Annotated in this window: 15 protein-coding genes; 6 read left to right on the top strand and 9 right to left on the bottom strand. The window is 58.9% G+C overall.

Annotation, left to right across the window (positions count from 1 at the left end):
• Window positions 1-56: 56 nt before the first annotated feature.
• Window positions 57-968: a LysR substrate-binding domain-containing protein gene (locus QCD60_RS13790; RefSeq protein ID WP_279786217.1), complete on the top strand. Its 912-nt coding sequence runs from the start codon at window positions 57-59 to the stop codon at window positions 966-968.
• 112 nt (window positions 969-1,080) lie between these two features.
• Here the strand turns inward: QCD60_RS13790 and QCD60_RS13785 are convergent, their stop codons facing one another.
• The 6 genes from QCD60_RS13785 to QCD60_RS13760 form a co-directional block, all read right to left on the bottom strand.
• Window positions 1,081-1,869, bottom strand: a complete 789-nt coding sequence (locus tag QCD60_RS13785; protein ID WP_279787924.1) for a formate/nitrite transporter family protein — start codon at window positions 1,867-1,869, stop codon at window positions 1,081-1,083.
• 405 nt (window positions 1,870-2,274) lie between these two features.
• Complete coding sequence (locus QCD60_RS13780; RefSeq protein ID WP_279786215.1) at window positions 2,275-2,487, bottom strand: hypothetical protein; 213 nt, start codon at window positions 2,485-2,487, stop codon at window positions 2,275-2,277.
• Window positions 2,488-2,500: 13 nt separating this feature from the next.
• Window positions 2,501-2,704, bottom strand: a complete 204-nt coding sequence (locus tag QCD60_RS13775; protein ID WP_104153146.1) for a hypothetical protein — start codon at window positions 2,702-2,704, stop codon at window positions 2,501-2,503.
• 101 nt (window positions 2,705-2,805) lie between these two features.
• A complete protein-coding gene (locus QCD60_RS13770) occupies window positions 2,806-3,153 on the bottom strand; it encodes a hypothetical protein (protein ID WP_279786210.1) in 348 nt (115 codons plus the stop codon).
• 156 nt (window positions 3,154-3,309) lie between these two features.
• Window positions 3,310-3,498 carry a PLD nuclease N-terminal domain-containing protein gene (locus tag QCD60_RS13765; RefSeq protein WP_110189247.1) on the bottom strand — a complete coding sequence of 63 codons (189 nt, stop codon included), beginning with the start codon at window positions 3,496-3,498 and terminating at the stop codon, window positions 3,310-3,312.
• Window positions 3,499-3,774: 276 nt separating this feature from the next.
• Entirely contained in the window at window positions 3,775-5,319 is a 1,545-nt protein-coding gene (locus QCD60_RS13760) for a cryptochrome/photolyase family protein (RefSeq protein WP_279786207.1), read from the bottom strand.
• A gap of 234 nt (window positions 5,320-5,553) precedes the next feature.
• On the opposite strand from QCD60_RS13760, the gene QCD60_RS13755 reads away from it, so the two are divergent.
• Entirely contained in the window at window positions 5,554-8,232 is a 2,679-nt protein-coding gene (locus QCD60_RS13755; RefSeq protein WP_279786205.1) for a PAS domain S-box protein, read from the top strand.
• Window positions 8,233-8,277: 45 nt separating this feature from the next.
• On the top strand, window positions 8,278-9,042 hold the full coding sequence (locus QCD60_RS13750; RefSeq protein WP_279786203.1) for a hypothetical protein: 765 nt from the start codon (window positions 8,278-8,280) through the stop codon (window positions 9,040-9,042).
• An 82-nt stretch (window positions 9,043-9,124) separates the two neighbouring features.
• Here QCD60_RS13750 and QCD60_RS13745 read toward each other — a convergent pair whose 3' ends face one another.
• On the bottom strand, window positions 9,125-9,700 hold the full coding sequence (locus tag QCD60_RS13745; protein WP_279786201.1) for a lipocalin family protein: 576 nt from the start codon (window positions 9,698-9,700) through the stop codon (window positions 9,125-9,127).
• A gap of 366 nt (window positions 9,701-10,066) precedes the next feature.
• Here QCD60_RS13745 and QCD60_RS13740 point away from each other — a divergent pair, with 366 nt between their 5' ends.
• Window positions 10,067-10,576, top strand: a complete 510-nt coding sequence (locus QCD60_RS13740) for a molybdopterin-dependent oxidoreductase (protein ID WP_279786199.1) — start codon at window positions 10,067-10,069, stop codon at window positions 10,574-10,576.
• 9 nt (window positions 10,577-10,585) lie between these two features.
• Window positions 10,586-12,490 (top strand): EAL domain-containing protein, encoded by a 1,905-nt coding sequence (locus QCD60_RS13735; RefSeq protein ID WP_279786197.1) that lies wholly within the window; start codon window positions 10,586-10,588, stop codon window positions 12,488-12,490.
• A gap of 9 nt (window positions 12,491-12,499) precedes the next feature.
• On the opposite strand, the gene QCD60_RS13730 is transcribed toward QCD60_RS13735, so the two are convergent.
• Both QCD60_RS13730 and QCD60_RS13725 read right to left on the bottom strand, forming a co-directional pair.
• The gene (locus tag QCD60_RS13730; protein WP_279786195.1) at window positions 12,500-14,002 is read right to left on the bottom strand and encodes a methyl-accepting chemotaxis protein; all 1,503 of its coding nucleotides are present in this window, start codon (window positions 14,000-14,002) and stop codon (window positions 12,500-12,502) included.
• A gap of 58 nt (window positions 14,003-14,060) precedes the next feature.
• Complete coding sequence (locus tag QCD60_RS13725) at window positions 14,061-14,585, bottom strand: PAS domain-containing protein (protein WP_279786193.1); 525 nt, start codon at window positions 14,583-14,585, stop codon at window positions 14,061-14,063.
• 457 nt (window positions 14,586-15,042) lie between these two features.
• Here QCD60_RS13725 and QCD60_RS13720 point away from each other — a divergent pair, with 457 nt between their 5' ends.
• The gene (locus QCD60_RS13720) at window positions 15,043-17,118 is read left to right on the top strand and encodes an SPFH domain-containing protein (protein ID WP_279786192.1); all 2,076 of its coding nucleotides are present in this window, start codon (window positions 15,043-15,045) and stop codon (window positions 17,116-17,118) included.
• Window positions 17,119-17,169: the final 51 nt, after the last annotated feature.

The following is a 17,169-nucleotide window of genomic DNA, read 5'->3' as shown; positions in this document are numbered from 1 at the left end:
CCCCTTTTCGGGCGCTGGTTGCCAGCAAAACCGGTCGCCTCTGCAAGGAGCCATCGATGTCTGGCCGTAACCAACACCTGCCCCCGCTGAAATGTCTGGCGACCTTCGAGGCCGCTGCCCGTCATCGTAGTTTTACTCAGGCCGCCACCGAACTGAACCTGACCCAGAGTGCCGTCAGCCGGCAGATCAAGCGCTTGGAACACGATCTTGGCCGCCCGCTGTTTGAGCGCGATGCCCAGGGCGTCTCCCTGACACCGGCTGGCGAGCAGTATTCACAACTGGTGCAGCGGCTACTGCGTGAGCTGGCGCAGGAAACCGCCCTGCTACGGCGCCGTGGCGAAGGCAATCAGCTGACCATCGCCAGCAGCCCGACCATCGCCTCGCTGTGGCTGGCCCCCCGTCTGGTACAGCTGCAAAATCAGCAGCCGCAGCTGGAGATCCGCATCCTCACGGTGGAAGACCCGTCACGTCTGGATGCCAGCGAGTACGATCTGGGCCTGTTCTATCACCTGCCGGGTGAAATCCCGCTGAACGGCGTGGAATCACGACCGCTGTTCAGCGAAGAGGCAGTGATTGCCATCTGTAGCCCGGGCTATCTGCATCAGCACGGTCAAGTAACCGATGCCAATGCCCTGCTGCACGAGCATGTGCTGCTGGTACTGGAAGATCATCATTACGACTGGCTGACCTGGGAGGACTGGTTTCATGGTTTGGGCATGGACTGGCAACTACCGGAACGCAGCCTGCGCGCCAACTCCTATCAGCTGCTGATGAATGCGGCACTGGCCGGTCAGGGGGTGATTCTGGGCTGGGAGCGCCTGCTCGACTGGGAGCTGTCTTCCGGCCGTCTGGTCAGGGTATTACCGCAGCAGCTGAACAGCCGTGGCAGCCTGTGCCTGTTGCAGCCCAGACATCGCCATCCCAGTCAGGCCACCCGCCTGTTTATCGACTGGCTGTATCAGCAGTAACGACCAGTGCTCCTGCTATGGCAGCGTTGCCAGCCACCCAGAAAAAAAGGGAGTCGATTCACTCGACTCCCTTTTCGTTTACCGCCGGCAGCGGTTAATGCTCAGTCACCTGTCAGGCCTGAGCAGCGCCGCGCTCGTTCAGGGAGACGCTGACCACAGCGGGCTGGCGCACCAGCGCGACGTAATAGGCGATCCCGACAAACATCGCGCCGCCTGCCGCATTACCCAGAAATACCGGCACAAAGTTGCTGACATACTGCGTCCAGCTCACCTCACCGACAAAGATCGCCAGCGGGATAACGAACATGTTGGCAACCACATGCTGAAAGCCAATAGCCACAAACGCCATGATCGGGAACCACATGGCGATAATTTTGCCCATCACATCCTTACTCGCCAGGCCCAGCCAGATCGCCAGACAGACCAGCCAGTTACAACCAATGCCGGAGATAAAGGTGTGCAGGAAGTCCTCGTTCACCTTGGCTTTGGCAATGGCCACGCTCTTGGCCAGAAAAGCCCCCTCTGCCAGCCCCAGATAATGACCAAAGAAAAAGGCGATAAATACCCCGCCGAAAAAGTTGGCCACCGTGACGACCAGCCAGTTACGCAGCAAGGCGGGCAGGCCGATCTTGCCGGAAAACAGGGCGGTGGCCATGAACATCATATTACCGGTCAGCAACTCACCACCGGCCAGTACGGTGAGGATCAGCCCGACCGGGAACACTGCCGCACCAAGAAACAGTGACAATGAGGCCCAGTCATGTGGCAACTGCGCCGTCACCCGGATATCCAGCAGAAAACCGAAAGCAATAAAGGCACCTGCCATAAAACCGAGAATTAACAGAGGAAGCAGCGCGAGAGAACTTTTACGCACGCCGGTCTGAACAACAGCATCGGCGATTTCTTTAGCAGGCTGTTGAAAAACGTTATCGAGGCAGCCGAGACAAGGAAAAAACAGGCGAAAAAGCGGAGTTTAGTGAGCTAAATGAGCATTTTGAGCCTGTTTTTGACGCGGTATTCGGCAACGCAGATAGATTTTCAACAGCCTGTTAGGGGTAGCGAGGGACATAGTTGGATCCATAATGACAAGAATGACTGCCAGCCAGCGTGGCTGAGTGACAATCCGATCGGCACGGCGGAGCACCGCACACAGAAGCTGCGCCACTCTATCCCCTGATCTGCATCAGCTCAATCGCAAAAAGCCTGGTTTTAGCGGTCTGGACAGGATCACAGCGTTGCCTCCTGCCAACAGTGCACAATCTGCATAATTGCCGCATTTGTTTTAGCTGAAACTATTCAGCAAGCATCATTTGACGACGTTATCCAGTGCAGGAAGCTTCCTGAGAGTGACTGAGCGAAGAGGCATAAAAAAGCCCCCGCTGACGACCTGAACGGCGCGCTGCGGAGGCAAGATGTCGCCCCCTGACGGGTTGGAGAAGCCGCTACGCATGGCGTATTGGCCGGGTGACAGTGCCATGGGGATAGCACCATCGATGGATCCATTTAGCCAGTCAGGCATGATCTCCCGGAGGTCAACAACGGGTATCGCTGGCTCCCAGTTCCTGTTTGGCTTTTTCACAGCTGTCTTCCACCGCATTCCCTGCGCTGGTGGCCGCGTTATCGATCTTTTCACCCAGCTGCTCGGCCGGGCCATCATCGGAGTCACAGGCAGCCAGACCCAAGGTCATGAGGCTGCTCAGGGCAATAACGGTAAAAGTGCGTCGTAAACCTGCCATGGTGAATATCCTTTTCTGATGTTCCTGTGGATCACTGCAGAGCCACAGCGGCTGTCCTGCCGCCGTGGCCTGCCGTTCGGTGACGTGAATTGCGTTGGTTGTTACTGACTGGCAGAGCCAGAGGTGCCACTGTCAGGCATCGTCGTGGATGATGAGGTATCAGGGGTGCTGCCAGTACCATCGGTGGTGGCGCCAGCGGAACCGCTCATGCTGCCCGTATTAGTGCCGGTGTCAGCCCCTGCGCCATTGCCGGAGTCGGTCGACCCGGGGGTGACCATGGAGGAAGAGGAAGAGTCTGTACCTGCTGCAGGCTGACTTTCCTGTTGCTGGGTAGTGTTACTCTGGCTGCCAGCACTGCTGGTTTCGTCATCCTTGTTGCAACCGGCCAGACCCAGCGCCAACACACTGCCCAGAACCACAACAGACGCTACACGATTGATTGCTTTCATGGATATTTCCTTTTACTTAACAACATTCACAAAGGCCGGGACCGGGGTCTTCGCCTTTGACTGGAATCAGGTTTTCAGCCACCCCTGATCAATGTTGTGCCCTCACCCTGAGGGTCTCCCTGTTAACAGGCCGCGAAGACCTGGCGGCTGTCACGGTCATAACGACTCACGTTTGCCCACCAGGAAATACACCAGCATTCCCAGCACCGGCAGGGCCAGTACGGCAAGAATCCAGATGAACTTGCCTACGCCGCCGTAAGAACTCTTGAGGATGCTGGCTATGGCAAGAATATCCAGTGCGAGGATAACCAGACCGAAAAAACCACCATAAACACCTACATCCATAACCTTTCTCCTTTCTGTCTGTGCCGTCAGCACATGGCTTGATCCCTGCCGCCTGCCAATCAATAACAGGCGGAGTTCGGCGGTGAGTCTGTCCGGCACCGACTGCCATCAGCCCGCACTGTTCACCGCAGCGTCAGCGATCACTTTTCGCTAACAGTGCTTGCTATATAGGGGCGCAAATGTTTCAGCCACAGGGGCTGACTGTTTCAGAGCTTAAGCAAGTCCTGCTGAGGCGTTTCCAGAGCGTTTCTGCGCCGTCCGGTAACAGGGGGGAAATCAGAGCTGGTCGATATGCTCCAGCAGCCACTGCGCCCGCTGCAGAATGGCCTGCTGTTGCTCGCCCTCCATACGCTGCCAGCTGCGATAGATCACCGCCATACGCGGATGCCCGGCAAAACGTGACTGATGACGATGGAGGAAATGCCAGTAGAGACTGTTGAACGGGCAGCTGTCCGGCTCAGTCACGGTTTTCACCTGATAGGCACATTCGGCACAGTAGTCGCCCTGACGCTGTATATATTTGCCACTGGCCGCGTAAGGTTTGGACGCCAGTAAGCCACCATCGCCATGCAGAGCCATACCGAGCGTGTTGGGCAACTCCACCCACTCGAACGCATCCACAAAGACCGCCAGATACCACTCACACACGGCTTTGGGCTGCACACCCAGCAGCAGCGCCCAGTTACCGGTCACCATCAGCCGCTGAATATGATGGGCATAGCCATATTGCCGCACCGCGCTCACTACCTCGCGGATGCAGGCCATACCAGTAGGCGCCCCCCAGTAGGCGGCAGGCAGTGGGCGGTGGGCGGCCAGCTCATTACTCTCTGCGTAGTCAGGCATGGTCAGCCAGTACACCCCCCGCACATATTCGCGCCAGCCGATGATCTGACGGATAAACCCCTCGACCGCATTCAGCGGCGCCTGACCAGCATGGTAGGCCGCTTCGGCCTGCTGACAGACTTCCAGCGGATCCAGCAGACCGATGTTGATACTGGACGACAGCAGGGAGTGAAACAGAAACGGCGACTGACTGCTCAAAGCATCCTGATAGTCACCAAAGCCAGGCAGCCCCTGCTCAATAAAGACCGCCAGCAACTGCAAAGCCTGAGCGCGGTTCACAGGCCAGTGGAAAGGCTGCACGTCACCAAAGTGTGTGGCAAAGCGCTCAGCGATCATCGCAGCCAGCGCCTGTCCCTCGGCATCCAGTGTGGTGGCCGGTAGCAGCGGCAGAGGGCGTTTACCGTCGTAGGCTCGACGGTTGTCGGCATCATAGTTCCACTTGCCACCCTCAGGCTTACCCTCTGCGGTCATCAGCAAACCAGTACGACGACGCATCAGCCGGTAGAAATACTCCATGCGCCATTCCTTACGCCCATCCGCCCATTCGCGAAATACCCGCAACGGGCAGAGGAAGCGATGATCCGGCAGGATATCCACTGCGACTGACCACTGCTGTGGCCACTCAGCCTGCCACTGGCGCATCTGCCGGTGCAGCCGATACTCACCGCAGTGGGTCATGATCACTCTGGCGTAGTTGCCACGCGCCAGTTCACGCTCCAGTACCTGCCGCAGATCGTTCCGGGCATCGGCGTCATCCAGCCGCTGATAGCTGACCTGCCAGCCCTGCTGTTCCAAATGCCGGGCAAACTGGCGCATGGCGGCAAAAATCAGCAGGATTTTCTGTGGATGGTGAGGTACGTAACTGGCTTCACTCAGCACCTCGGCCAGCACCACCCGGTCTTCCGCCGGATTACCGGCCTGCAGGGCACTCATATGTTCGCTGAGCTGATCACCCAGCAGCAGAATCAGACTGGCCATAACTTATACAGATCTCAGAACTCACAGCCGGAAGTCATTTCTATACAGCAGCGGTGACCGGCCGGATCATCCGGAGCACGGTAACTTATTCCAAAATCGTTCAAATATTGATCACCACTCCAACAAAACGCTCTAATGCACCCGCTGTCGGGCTACTAGACTGCCTTTATTGCCAAAGCTACTTAACATGACGCTGTACTTTTAACTCGCTGTACGGATACAGAGAGGGCTTCCATGCGACTGACTCTGACCCAGAAAGTCACCCTGCTCAGCGCCCTGTGCGTTGTGGTGACCAGCCTGCTGGTGGGTGCCGGTTTCCTGCATCAGGCCAGCACCCTGGTACAGGAGCGCACCACCACCGCATTGCACACCAGCCTGCTGCAACGGGCCGATGAGATGAGCCGCAGCCTGCAGCAGTACCAGAGTGATATTCGTTTTCTGGCCTTGCTGCCGGCACTGGATGGCTATCTGCTGTCGATGCAGGCGGGGGGAAAATCGCCTCGAACCGGCCTGGATACCCATGTGCTGCACAATGCCCTGAGCGCCATCCTGCGTGCCCGGCTGCAGGCCATACCGGAATATTTCCAGCTGCGGGTGATCGATAATGCCGACCACCCCGGCATGGAGCTGTTGCGGGTCGAACGCAACGGCAGGAATATCCGCGAAGTGCCCGCCGCCTTTTTGCAGGACAAGTCCGATCGCTATTACTTCAAGGCTACGCAGCAGCTCAAACAGGGAGAAATCTACGCCTCCCCCATCGATCTCAATCAGGAACACGGCGAGATCGAGACAGAACAGGTACGCACCCTGCGACTGGCTATGCCGGTAGGCTGGAGCAATGGCAGGGCGCTGGGGCTGCTGGTCATCAATATCAACGTCGCCACCCTGCTGGATCGCAGCGTAGTGGTGCATGACCCGTTCTTTATTACCAATGCCGACGGCGAGTACCTCTATCACCCCAATCCGGCCTACCGCTTTGCTTTTGAGAAGGGCGAGAGCCATCGCCTGCAGGATGAGATGCCAGCCTACGCCGGGTGGTTTGCAGGCCCGCAATACAGTCAGCTGAATCAGGAAGTGCAGTATCAGGGCAACGATTACTATGCCTCACTGGTCAAGGTCTACCTGCCCGGCAGTGACCGCAGCAGCTTTCTGACCCTGACCCAGCTGGTACCTTTCGTCTCCATGACCGGTGCCCTGATACAGCTGCTGCTCAACGCAGGGCTGTGGTTTTTCGCAGTTCTGCTGCTCGGCACCACTGCCTGCATCCTGCTGATGCGCCGCTCGCTGCAACCTCTGGTGGCCATGTCCAGCTGGGTACAGCGCTATGCGGAAGGCGAGTACAACCTGCCCCATCAGCCGATGCCTCATGATGAAATCGGCACGCTCTACACTGGCCTGCGCCGGCTGGGGCAAACCCTGCGCAAACGGGAAAGAGCCCTGCACGCCAATGAGGTGAAGCTGCAGACGGTGCTGGACACAGTGATCAGCGGCATCCTCACGATCAACGAACAGGGCACCATTGAGTCGGCTAACGCTGCCGCCGAGCAGCTGTTTGGCTACAGGAACAAGGCGATGGTCGGTCTGCACATCAAGATACTGATGCCACAGTCCAGTGCCGACCGGCATGATGAACTGTTCCAGCGTTACCTGACTGAAGGCCACTCCGATATCATCGGCCTGCTGCGCCACGTCACCGCCCGTCATCGTGATGGTCATGAGTTTCCGGTTTGCCTGTCAATCAATGATACCTGGCACAATAACCGCCGCCTGTTTGTCGTCGGCATTCAGGATCTCAGCGCCCTGCAGGAAGCCGAGAAGATGAATGCCCGCCTCGGACGCCTGATTCAGGCCTCCTCCAATGAGATTCTGATTCTCGACAGCGACTTCAACCTGCTCGAACTCAATCACAGTGCCATGGCCAATCTCGGCTACAGCTCCAGCCATGTAATCAATGACCTGTACGCCATCGTCGCCCCTCATGCCCTTGACCAGACCCTGCAGAGCCTGCGCAGCCTGTTGCAGCGCCGTGGCCTCGATACCCAGTTCGAGAGCTATTTCAAACGCGCCGATGGCACCAACTATCCGGTGGAGATCCGGGCCTTCCTGCTGCACGACAAGGAACAGACCCGCTGGGCGTTACTGGCACAGGATATTTCCGAACGCCAGCAGCAGCACCGCACCCTCAACCACTACGTACAGCAGCTGGAAGTCAGCAACCGCGAGCTGGTGGAGTTCACCAGCCTGGCGACCACCAATCTGCAGCAGCCGGTGCAGCAGGCCATGCGCCTGTTACAACAGCTGCTCGAGACCAGTCCGACACTGCAGCAGCATCAGCCGCAGTCAGCGCAGCAACTGCGCAATCTGCTGCAAGGGATGGACTTCACCCTGCGTGAACTGCTGCTGCTCAACCGCATGCACATTCGCCCCACCAACCCGGTGAGACTGGACCTCAATCAGCTGGTCGATGAGGTACTGCATGAACTGCAGGAACGTCTGCAGCTGGCCCGGCTGCGGGTGCATCTGCAACCGCTGCCCACCCTGCAGGCCGACCGCGAGCAGATGATGCAGTTACTGCGTGAACTGCTGCATGCAGCACTGCTGGCCTGTCGCCCTGAGCTGCCCAATGAGGTCTGGCTGCATGCCCTTGGCAGCGATGTCTGCGCCACTACGGAGACAGGCTTCGCCCTGCGCGGGGCATTCGCGCCGGTAATGGAAAGCATCGGCATGGTGCTGTGCCGCCGTATTGTCGCCCGCCATCAGGGTCATCTGCGGTTACAGCTGAATGACAGTGACAGTGAAATTCGTATCTGCCTGCCCAATCATCACAGCCTGGGACCGGCAACCAGCGAGCCACCGGCCAGTCATACCCAGCCCGGCCACAACCCTATCGCCCCCGCTGATCCGGACAGGTAGGATAAGGCCTTCCTCTGTCAGCACCGGCTAACTGCAAGGGCTACCATGCATCTATTACGCTCTCTGTTTTACCTGTTGTTGGGTACTGCACCGCTCGTGGTGCAGGCGGCTGATGAATACAAGCTCAGCATCAACCCTGCCGCCTTCGTCGAGTTCAACCGTCAGGACCCGCTGGATAACATCCAGCAATGGCAGCAGCATGTTCGCAACTGGCTGCGTCACGATGACGGCGGCCTGCAGCTGGACGGTGAACTCAAACCCCTGCCGGGCCGTCAGGTGCGCTTCTGGGATGACGCAGACGGCAGTCTGCACCAGCAGGGCTGGCTGCTGCGCGAACGCAGCCCCCTCGATGGCGGCAAAAGTGACTGGCGTCTGAAAACCCGCCAGCATGACGACAAGGCCATGAAGGATTTCGACAGCGAACGCGAGTACAGCCGTGCAGGCTGGGATGTCAGCCAGAGCCGTGATTTCAGGCAGCGCCCAACCGACAGACAACTGCAGCAACTGGCGATAACCCCCAGCGCACACTGGCAGTCTTGGCCCGACAAGGGGCTGATCGAAGAGAACTGGCAGCTCGGCAAAGTGCTGCAGGCAGGCAAGGAGGTAAAAATGACGCTGGAAGCCAGCCTGTGGCGTTGCCCTGACGGGCGTCCACTGGCGGCGGAGCTAAGCTATCGTGCCGGTAAACATGAAGATGAGGCCGCCATGATGCTGTTCAATCTGCTCAAGCGGGAAATCCCTGTACCGGCCACCTTACCCTCCACCAAAACCGCCCGCCTGTTCAGTCTGGGGATGGGCGCCTGCAACTGAGCCGCTCCCGGCACGCGGCAGCGCATAGGAAGATCAGCAGGCGTCTGGAACCACACTCTCAGAATGCATACTCAGAACCTGCTCACGGCTGAGGACACGCCTGCTGCTCAACCCTGATCAGATCATCCGTCACAAAGCCTGCGGCAGCAGCCCGCTGCAATAGCTGCTGATAGATCTCCGCAGGCAGGCTGGGCTGTCGGGCGAGTATCCACAGGTAATCATGATCCGGGCCGGCCACCAGGCTGTAACCCTGCTGCAGATCGACGGCCATCACATTGTAGGCGCCGTAAAACGGGCCGAAGAACGACACCTTCAGCCGTCCTTCCTCACCTTCACCATTGCGGTAGGCCTTGCCTTCAGCCACGCGCCACTTTGCTGTTTTCGGGTCATAACCACGATTGATCACCCGCACCCCGCCGTCATCACGCAGGCTGTAGTCGGCAGTCACGCAACTCAGCCCGCGCTCGAAGGAATGATCAAGGCGGGCGATTTCATACCAGCGGCCAAGATAGGGTTGCAGCGGCAACTGCTCCACTACCGTCACCCCGCCGGGTACGGCCGTGCAGCCTGCCAGAGCGGCGGCAGCCACCAGCAACAGGCTGAGCCTGTGATGCAGTGAATGCCAAAGCGCATGGAATCGATGATGTGCAGCAACCACGACAAGACTCTCCTCAATGATCGATAGCAGCCCGGGCATAGCACGCCGTTGTCGGAACGAGGGCATTCCGCACGGCCACTCAGCACTGGCCTTTCAGGGTCAGCAAATGTCACTTGCCGCTGTTTTTACCGTCCGGGCAGCCGCTTGGATCACTTGGCGAAACAGGGTTGACTGAGCACCGGCCAGTCACCCTCGTGCAGAAGCCGCTGTGCAAGGCACGTTATAACCGGGGTGAGTCGGGGGGAATGAGGTGGTATGCTTAAGCCCGCTGTTACCAACTGAAACCCGAATCACTGTATCAGTAACAGAATGGCCGTGATGGCCTGTCTGCCGTTGAGGTAAAACACGAAGATGGATCTTACTTGCATGAATCGCTTTAGCTGCCGTCTGGCGCTGGCCATCAGCCTGATGCTGACGGCCATGACTGCCTGGGCCGATGCGCTGCCAGCACCCACTGGCGACATCATCCTCAGCGTCGACGGCAAGATCAGCCGGAGCAATCACGACACCAGCGCCGACTTCGATCTGGCCATGCTCGATGCCCTGCCCCAGTCCCATTACCAGACCACCCACCCGTGGAGTGAAACACCTCACGATTACAGCGGTGTGCTGTTGCGTGATCTGCTCAGCAGTCTGGGCGCCACGGGCGATACTGTGACTGCCAAGGCACTGAATGACTATCAGGCCGACATTCCCGTCGCCGATGCCCAGAACTACGACATCCTGCTGGCCACCCATGTGGATGGTGAAGTCATGGACGTGCGCCACAAGGGGCCGGTCTGGGTCATGTATCCACTGGATCAGCATCCTGAGCTGAAAAAAGCGGCCACCTATAGCGTGATGGTCTGGCATCTGCGCCAGCTGTCGGTTAACTGACGTCCTGCCATGAAGCGAATCCGGCTCCTGTTTCTCTATCTGCTGGCCGCCGTCTTCCTGACGGCGTCTGTGTTCTCCATGGTCAATCACTTCCGCACCGCCCGGCTGGTCTCCAACCATATTCAGTACTCCGCCTGGTCACTGGCACAGCTGGAACTGGAGCTGCAGAAGTTCTACACCAACATTGCCCTGTATGGCGCCAACGCCATCGATCACAACCAGCTGATGTTCTCCTATGACCTGCTATGGAACCGCCTCAACGTGTTTCTGGTGGGCAAGGAGAACCGCACCCTGCGTGCGCGTTTCAATGCCGAAATCAAGATTCGCAATCTCTACAACACCCTGCAGGACAACGAACAGCGTATTACTGACCTGACAGCGGGTGACAAAGCGCAGCAGCAACAGCTGACCCAACAGTTCTACCCCTACGTGCAGCAGGTGCGGGAGCTGGTGATGCTCAACTTCACCGGCAAGGAATCGACCAAGATGTACGAGGGGGTGCTGGAGTCACAGAAGCATCTGGCCTGGCTGCTGGCAGGGCTGTTTGCGGTAGGGCTGACGCTGATCATCACCCTGCTGCGGCAGGCCAGACGTTTCAACCGTCTGGCCCATCAGGACCCGCTGACCGGGCTGGCCAATCGCGGCCTGTTCAATGACAGTCTGGAAGCCAGCTGCACGAACTCACGTCAGCCCGACAGCCACTTTGCCCTGTGCCTGATCAAGCTCAATCACTTCAAGGAAATCAATCACTACCTCGGCCACCGGCAGGGCGATGAGCTGCTGCAGAAAGTCGCCCAGCGTCTGCGTGAGCATGTGCGCCGGCAGGATCTGGTCGCGCGGCTGGATGGCGACAATTTCGCGGTGATTCTCAACAATCTGCAGAACGACAGCGAGGCGCTGGATCTGGCCCGCTACTTCCGTCAGTCGCTGGTGTTTGACTTCTTTATCAAGGGCCGGGCCACCCAGATCGATACCAGCGTGGGCGTCAGCATCTTCCCGTTGCACGGTCTGCAACCGGCCGAACTGCTGCAGGCGGCGTCACTGGCGCTGTATCAGGCCAAGAGCGCGGGCTCCACCACCCGTGTTGAACTGTTCCGTAGCGAAATGGCCGAGCATCAGAATCGCCAGACCACGCTGCTGCTGGATCTCAAGCGCCAGCTGCAGTTCTGCGACGCCACCTCCGAGCTGCAGCTGCATTACCTGCCACTCTACCGCGCCGCCGACCGTCAGCTCACGGGCATCGAAGCCCTGCTGCGCTGGCAGCACCCCCACTATGACGCCATTCACCCTATCGAGATCTTTGAGCTGGCGGAGAACCATGGTCTGGGGATGGCGCTGGGCAACTGGCTGTTTGAGCGCCTGGAGTACGACTACCACCACAGCGAAGTGCGCTGGCCGGATGACATCAAGGTGGCACTGAACCTGTCTATCTCTATGTTCAACCCGGCACTGCCGAGCTGGATCAATCAGGTCCTGCAGCGCCATGTCCTGCGGCCACGACAGCTGGTACTGGAGCTCAATGAGGCGACTCTGACCCAGGATCTGCAGCGTAGCGCCGGTATACTCAAAGCGCTGCAGGATCAGGGTATCCGTGTTGCGCTGGATAACTTCGGCAGTGGCGTCTCCTCGCTGACAACGCTGAAAGCTCTGGCGATCGACATCCTCAAGCTGGATCGCAGTCTGGTACAGCAACTGAGCCAGCAGCAGCGCCAGCAGCAGTTCGTCGACAGCATCATTGCACTGTGCCACCGTCTGCAGATGCAGGTGGTGGCCGAGGGCGTGGAAAGTGAAGAGGATGCCCGCTGCCTGCAAGCCATGCGCTGTGATGAGATACAGGGATTCCTGCACAGTCTGCCACTGCCGACCAGTGAGCTTGCACCCTACCTGCAGCAGAGCAGCCTGCCCGCCATATAACCCCCTTCGCTAGCCGTGGTGACGCTCGCGGATAACGTCATCAATCAGGTTCAGCAGGCGCTCGCTCTGGCGCTCGGCATCACCCATCAGGCTAATAATCTGCCTGCGGATTTCGGGCTGGTATTTCCAGTCTTCATTACGCAGTGCAATGGCTTTCTGCACCGCCTGATGAACCGCCGCATGGGGGGCTTCGATGGCCTTGTACGAGTGTACATGGGAGAAGAACTGCGCTCCCACGCCCTGGTAGTACCACTGCCCCAGACGGCATTCGGTGTGATGTTTGGATACTGCGGCCACTTCCTCGCTGTGGTCGTGGTGCTCATCAAAGGTCAGATAGCCGTTTTGCTTGAAGATAATGTGGTCGACCTTGGCCAGCACACCGAAGGTGCGGCTCTTGGCATAACTGATGCGGCCCTTGGTCTGTTCGGCAGAGGTCGCCATACGGCTGAACTCGACATCAAACTGGCTGACCATGGCAGAAATTTCTCCCGCCTCGCGGGCCGAGTTAGCGGCCTGAGTCACCATCTGATCCACCCGCTGGCTGAAACTGCTGATGGTGCCGGTGACGTCCACCGCCGCATCCTTGGTGCGTTTCGACAGCGCCTTGACCTCATCAGCCACCACCGCAAAACCGCGTCCCTGCTCACCGGCACGGGCAGCTTCAATCGCCGCGTTAAGGGCCAGCAGGTTGGTCTGGTCGGCAATCTCGGTGATGATCGACAGTGACTGCTCCACCTGATGGCTGTCCTGACCGAGCTGGTTGACCACCGAGGACACCGCCTCAATGGTGTTGTTGATGTTGTGCAGTGCCTGCACCATCTGCCGCACGGTTTTCTGGTTCTGACTGGCGGCTTCACCACTCTCAACAGCGATCTGCTCCACCAGCTCCATGTCTTCGCTGATACCGTTGAGATCGGCCTGATTCTGTCGCAGGTTCTGGATCAGATTGGTGATATTGAGCTTGTGCAGGTCGGAGTTCAGCTCGTTGCTGGCCACCAGTTCGGAGCCACGCTTCATCTTGTCGATGGACTCGTTGATGCGCTGCAGGGACTCCCGCAGCTGTCCGGGCAGGCCGCGATAGAGCGCGTAGCGGTTGAACCGGCCATTGGCGACGTGACGGAAACAGGTGTCCACTTCCTTGAAATAGGTCTCGATCTTATCGAGGAAATCATTCAGCTCCCAGGCAACAAAACCCACTTCCCCCAGACGCTCGGTCTGGTTGATGCGCATCCCGAAGGTGCCCTTGTTGCCGGCCACCAGCGCCCGCTGCATCTGTTCGATGGCACTCAGAGCCCGGTTGGACTGGCCATAGTGCAGCACCGACAGCACCATGATCAGCACAGCGGGGATCAGCATCCAGCCCGCCAGCGTCCATTGACCGGTGGCGGCCAGCACGATGGCAGGCACCAGCCCCAGCAGCGAAAACAGCCAGCAGGCCAGCTGCAGGCGATGCTTGAGATACAGACTACCGAAACTACGTCCACGTTTTTTCGGTTTGGAATCCTGAGACATGGCTCCCTCGACTTCCTGAGGTTCAGACAAAAGAAGACAAACAGCGGCTTATCGGGTACTAGCGATCCAGCGCGAGCACCAGCTCGTCATAGGGCACGCCTTGCTGGCGGCACTGTTCCAGCAGATAGGCCATGGACTTTTCTGCGCCATCCTTCTTGCCGTAGCTGGCTTCGATGCGCAGCATTTCCTGATACAGGGGCAGAATGGCCTTGAGCGCCCGGGCCTGCGGTTTGCGGCGTGCCGAATAGTAACCTTGCAGCTTGCCGTCGGAGTTGTAATCCAGCGTGATATTGGCCAGCACCCAGTAGTAGCTGCCGTCCTTGCACAGGTTTTTGACGTACCCGACAAACTCCTGCTTGCTCTCCAGAGTTTTCCACAACAGCCGGAATACCCCGCGCGGCATCTCGGGATGACGAATCACATTGTGCGGCTGGCCAAGCATTTCCGGCTCGGAGAAACCGGAGACACGCATGAAGGTCCGATTGACATAGGTAATCACACCACGTGTATCGGTCTTGCTGACGATAAATTCGTCTTCCTGCAGTTTGATCTCATTGTTGATCGGGGATATCGCCTGCTTCATGCAATAAACCTATGTGTGTGGAGGCTATCGGAACAGATCGTAGAGGGCAGCGGTTGCGATCCAGTGACACCCTGAGGCGCGATGGCGGCGAATTTTCCCGACTCCCATTCCACCTCGCATTGACCTTAATCAATTATTTTTTTGCCCGGTTATGCAAGGCGCATTAATACGCCAGATTAGCCAAGGATGATGAAAAAGATAGCAAAACGTGAAAATAATTATATTTTTTCACGTTGGCCGAAGCGCCACACTTGGCGATTCGTCTTCATTTTTCAGCTGGCAACGGGTGATAACACTGGAGGTATAACGGCGCGGATTATTCACTGAATCCACCCTCTAATTCAGGCAGAAAGGATTGAGATAAAAATGTGATTTTATAACATCACCTCTACATCCCTCACGGAGGTCAGGCTATCGTCAGCGCAGTTTTGTGTTTCACCCTGTCCGATACCTGACCATGGCTGCCACCGACACTCATTCAGATCTTCCCCGTTATCCGCAGGCTCCTGCGCAGGCACGTTACCTGCTGCTGGCGCTGCTCGGCCTTGGCTGCGTGACGCTGCTGCTGTGGCTGACGGCCGTGGTCATGTTGCTGCTGGCCCCGACATCACTGTGGTTGCCACCGCTGTGCCAGCTCAGTGCCAGTCTGCTGTTGCTGTTTGCCAGCCTGCTGCTGGCCTGGCAACGCAGCCGTCAGCGCTGTGCGGCGACGGATCAGACCCCACTGCCCCTACCCGCCAGTTTGCACCGGCTACTGACCGCGCTGCTGCAAGACCCTTACGTCAGCAACGATGCTACCGATCAGGAAGGTTTCCGGCTGCTGCCCCACGCCCTCCGGCGCCTGCTGCGCCAGCCCTTGCTGCATCTGGCCCTGCTGGCATTACTGAGTCTGGTACTGGTGGCGCGGGGTTGGCAGCTGGCCGGGCTGATCGCCGCTGGTTTGGCGCAACCGGCTATGGTGCCACCCTTGCTCCAGGCTCTGTCGGTCGCCGTACTGCTGCTGCCCGCCGCGGCTCTGCTGGTGCTGGAACGAGATTTGATCAGCCGCCCTGCTGCAGACTGGCCGGAGGCATCTGCACTGGCCATGACCGTGCGCAGTGTATTGCTGGTATTGCTGCTGTGCTGCCTCAACCTGCCGCTGGCCGCCTGGAGCCCTACACTCTGGTACGGGCTGCAGCACCTGCTGGGCTTACTGCCCGTAGTGATCGCGGTGGAACTACTACTGCGGGTGCTGTGGCAGTGTTTTCAGCCCCCTTTGCCGCTGGCCGAACAGCGCTTTGCTGCGCACAGTCTGCTGGCCCACTGCCTTGACTGGCCGCCGCTGCCCATGGCCCGGCTGGAGAAGGAAATCAAACAGACGCTGGGCGTCGATCTGCAGCAGTCCTGGGCGCTCGGCTATATCCGCCGGCGTCTGCTGCCGGTCAGCCTGCTGATGCTGTTGTGCGGCTGGCTATTGAGCGGCCTGCACAGCCTCAGTCTTGATCAGCGCGGCGTCTACGAGCGCCTTGGCCAGCCAGTGGCGGTGCTGCAGCCCGGTCTGCATCTGCTGTTGCCCTGGCCACTGGGCAAACTGATTACCGTCGACAACGGCAGCGTGCATGAACTGGGTGCCGTGATCAGCAGCCAGCCGTCGGGCAGTATCAGCAGTGCTGATGGCGCTGCGCCCGCCCGCGCCAACCGCCTGTGGGACGCCGCTCATGACGGCGAGAAGACCCAGCTGATTGCCAGCGGTCATGATCAGCAGCAGAGCTTTCAGGTGATGGATATGGATATCCGCTTCCTCTACCAGATCGGTGCCAGTGACGCCGATGCTCTGGCCAGCGTCTACCACTGCCTCGATCTGCCTCAGCTGGTCCGCAACAGCGCCAATCAGGTGCTGATTCAGGTATTTGCTTACCGCACGCTGGATGATGTGCTGGGCCTGCAGCGCAGCCAGCTCGATCAGGACATCAGCCGTGCCATGCAGCGCCAGCTGGATGCCATGTCGTGCGGCGTGCATATCGTCGCCACCGAGCTGGAAGCTATCCATCCACCCGCCGGAGCGGCGGCCGCCTACCACGCCGTGCAGGCGGCACAGATCAATGCCCAATCGCTGATTTCACTGGCCGAGGGACACAAGGCCGAGCTGCTGAATCTGGCCCGGACGGAGGCCGGCAGCATCACCGATCAGGCCAGTGCCCAGGCCCATGAAGGAGTGGCGCAGGCCAATGCCGACAGCATTGGCTTCAGCGCCGAGAAGCAGGCCAGTGACAGCGCCCCCCATACCTTTGTGCAGGAGCGCTATCTGCATCAGCTGGCCAGCGCCCTGCCCAATGCCCAGCAGGTACTGATCATCGATAGCCGCATCAGCGCCGCGCACACACCGATGATTGATCTGCGCAACCTGAGCCCGGAGCTGTCGTCAGGGTTTGGCAGTGAAGCACCGGCCAGTCACAGCACATCAGGCCCTGCTGATGACAGCACGACCACAACCGACAGCAACGACACCAGCAGCGAGCCAGGTGACGATAGCAGCGGCGATACCAGCCCCTGAGTGGCTACTGACCCGCTATCTGCGTTGCCGAACAGTATCAGTACGACGAGG

It is taken from the genome of Pokkaliibacter sp. MBI-7, from assembly GCF_029846635.1.
Classification (GTDB): domain Bacteria; phylum Pseudomonadota; class Gammaproteobacteria; order Pseudomonadales; family Balneatricaceae; genus Pokkaliibacter.
The sequence above is the reverse complement of the archived record's forward strand: the minus strand, read 5'-3'. Positions and strand labels throughout refer to the sequence as shown.

What these genes read in the sequence shown, in the direction of transcription:
- QCD60_RS13720 (WP_279786192.1), top strand. Translation starts at nt 15,043, where the DNA reads ATGGCTGCCACCGACACTCATTCAGATCTTCCCCGTTATCCGCAGGCT.
- QCD60_RS13735 (WP_279786197.1), top strand. Translation starts at nt 10,586, where the DNA reads ATGAAGCGAATCCGGCTCCTGTTTCTCTATCTGCTGGCCGCCGTCTTC.
- QCD60_RS13740 (WP_279786199.1), top strand. Translation starts at nt 10,067, where the DNA reads ATGAATCGCTTTAGCTGCCGTCTGGCGCTGGCCATCAGCCTGATGCTG.
- QCD60_RS13775 (WP_104153146.1), bottom strand. Translation starts at nt 2,704, where the DNA reads ATGGCAGGTTTACGACGCACTTTTACCGTTATTGCCCTGAGCAGCCTC.
- QCD60_RS13730 (WP_279786195.1), bottom strand. Translation starts at nt 14,002, where the DNA reads ATGTCTCAGGATTCCAAACCGAAAAAACGTGGACGTAGTTTCGGTAGT.
- QCD60_RS13750 (WP_279786203.1), top strand. Translation starts at nt 8,278, where the DNA reads ATGCATCTATTACGCTCTCTGTTTTACCTGTTGTTGGGTACTGCACCG.
- QCD60_RS13765 (WP_110189247.1), bottom strand. Translation starts at nt 3,498, where the DNA reads ATGGATGTAGGTGTTTATGGTGGTTTTTTCGGTCTGGTTATCCTCGCA.
- QCD60_RS13770 (WP_279786210.1), bottom strand. Translation starts at nt 3,153, where the DNA reads ATGAAAGCAATCAATCGTGTAGCGTCTGTTGTGGTTCTGGGCAGTGTG.
- QCD60_RS13780 (WP_279786215.1), bottom strand. Translation starts at nt 2,487, where the DNA reads ATGCCTGACTGGCTAAATGGATCCATCGATGGTGCTATCCCCATGGCA.
- QCD60_RS13755 (WP_279786205.1), top strand. Translation starts at nt 5,554, where the DNA reads ATGCGACTGACTCTGACCCAGAAAGTCACCCTGCTCAGCGCCCTGTGC.
- QCD60_RS13725 (WP_279786193.1), bottom strand. Translation starts at nt 14,585, where the DNA reads ATGAAGCAGGCGATATCCCCGATCAACAATGAGATCAAACTGCAGGAA.
- QCD60_RS13790 (WP_279786217.1), top strand. Translation starts at nt 57, where the DNA reads ATGTCTGGCCGTAACCAACACCTGCCCCCGCTGAAATGTCTGGCGACC.
- QCD60_RS13760 (WP_279786207.1), bottom strand. Translation starts at nt 5,319, where the DNA reads ATGGCCAGTCTGATTCTGCTGCTGGGTGATCAGCTCAGCGAACATATG.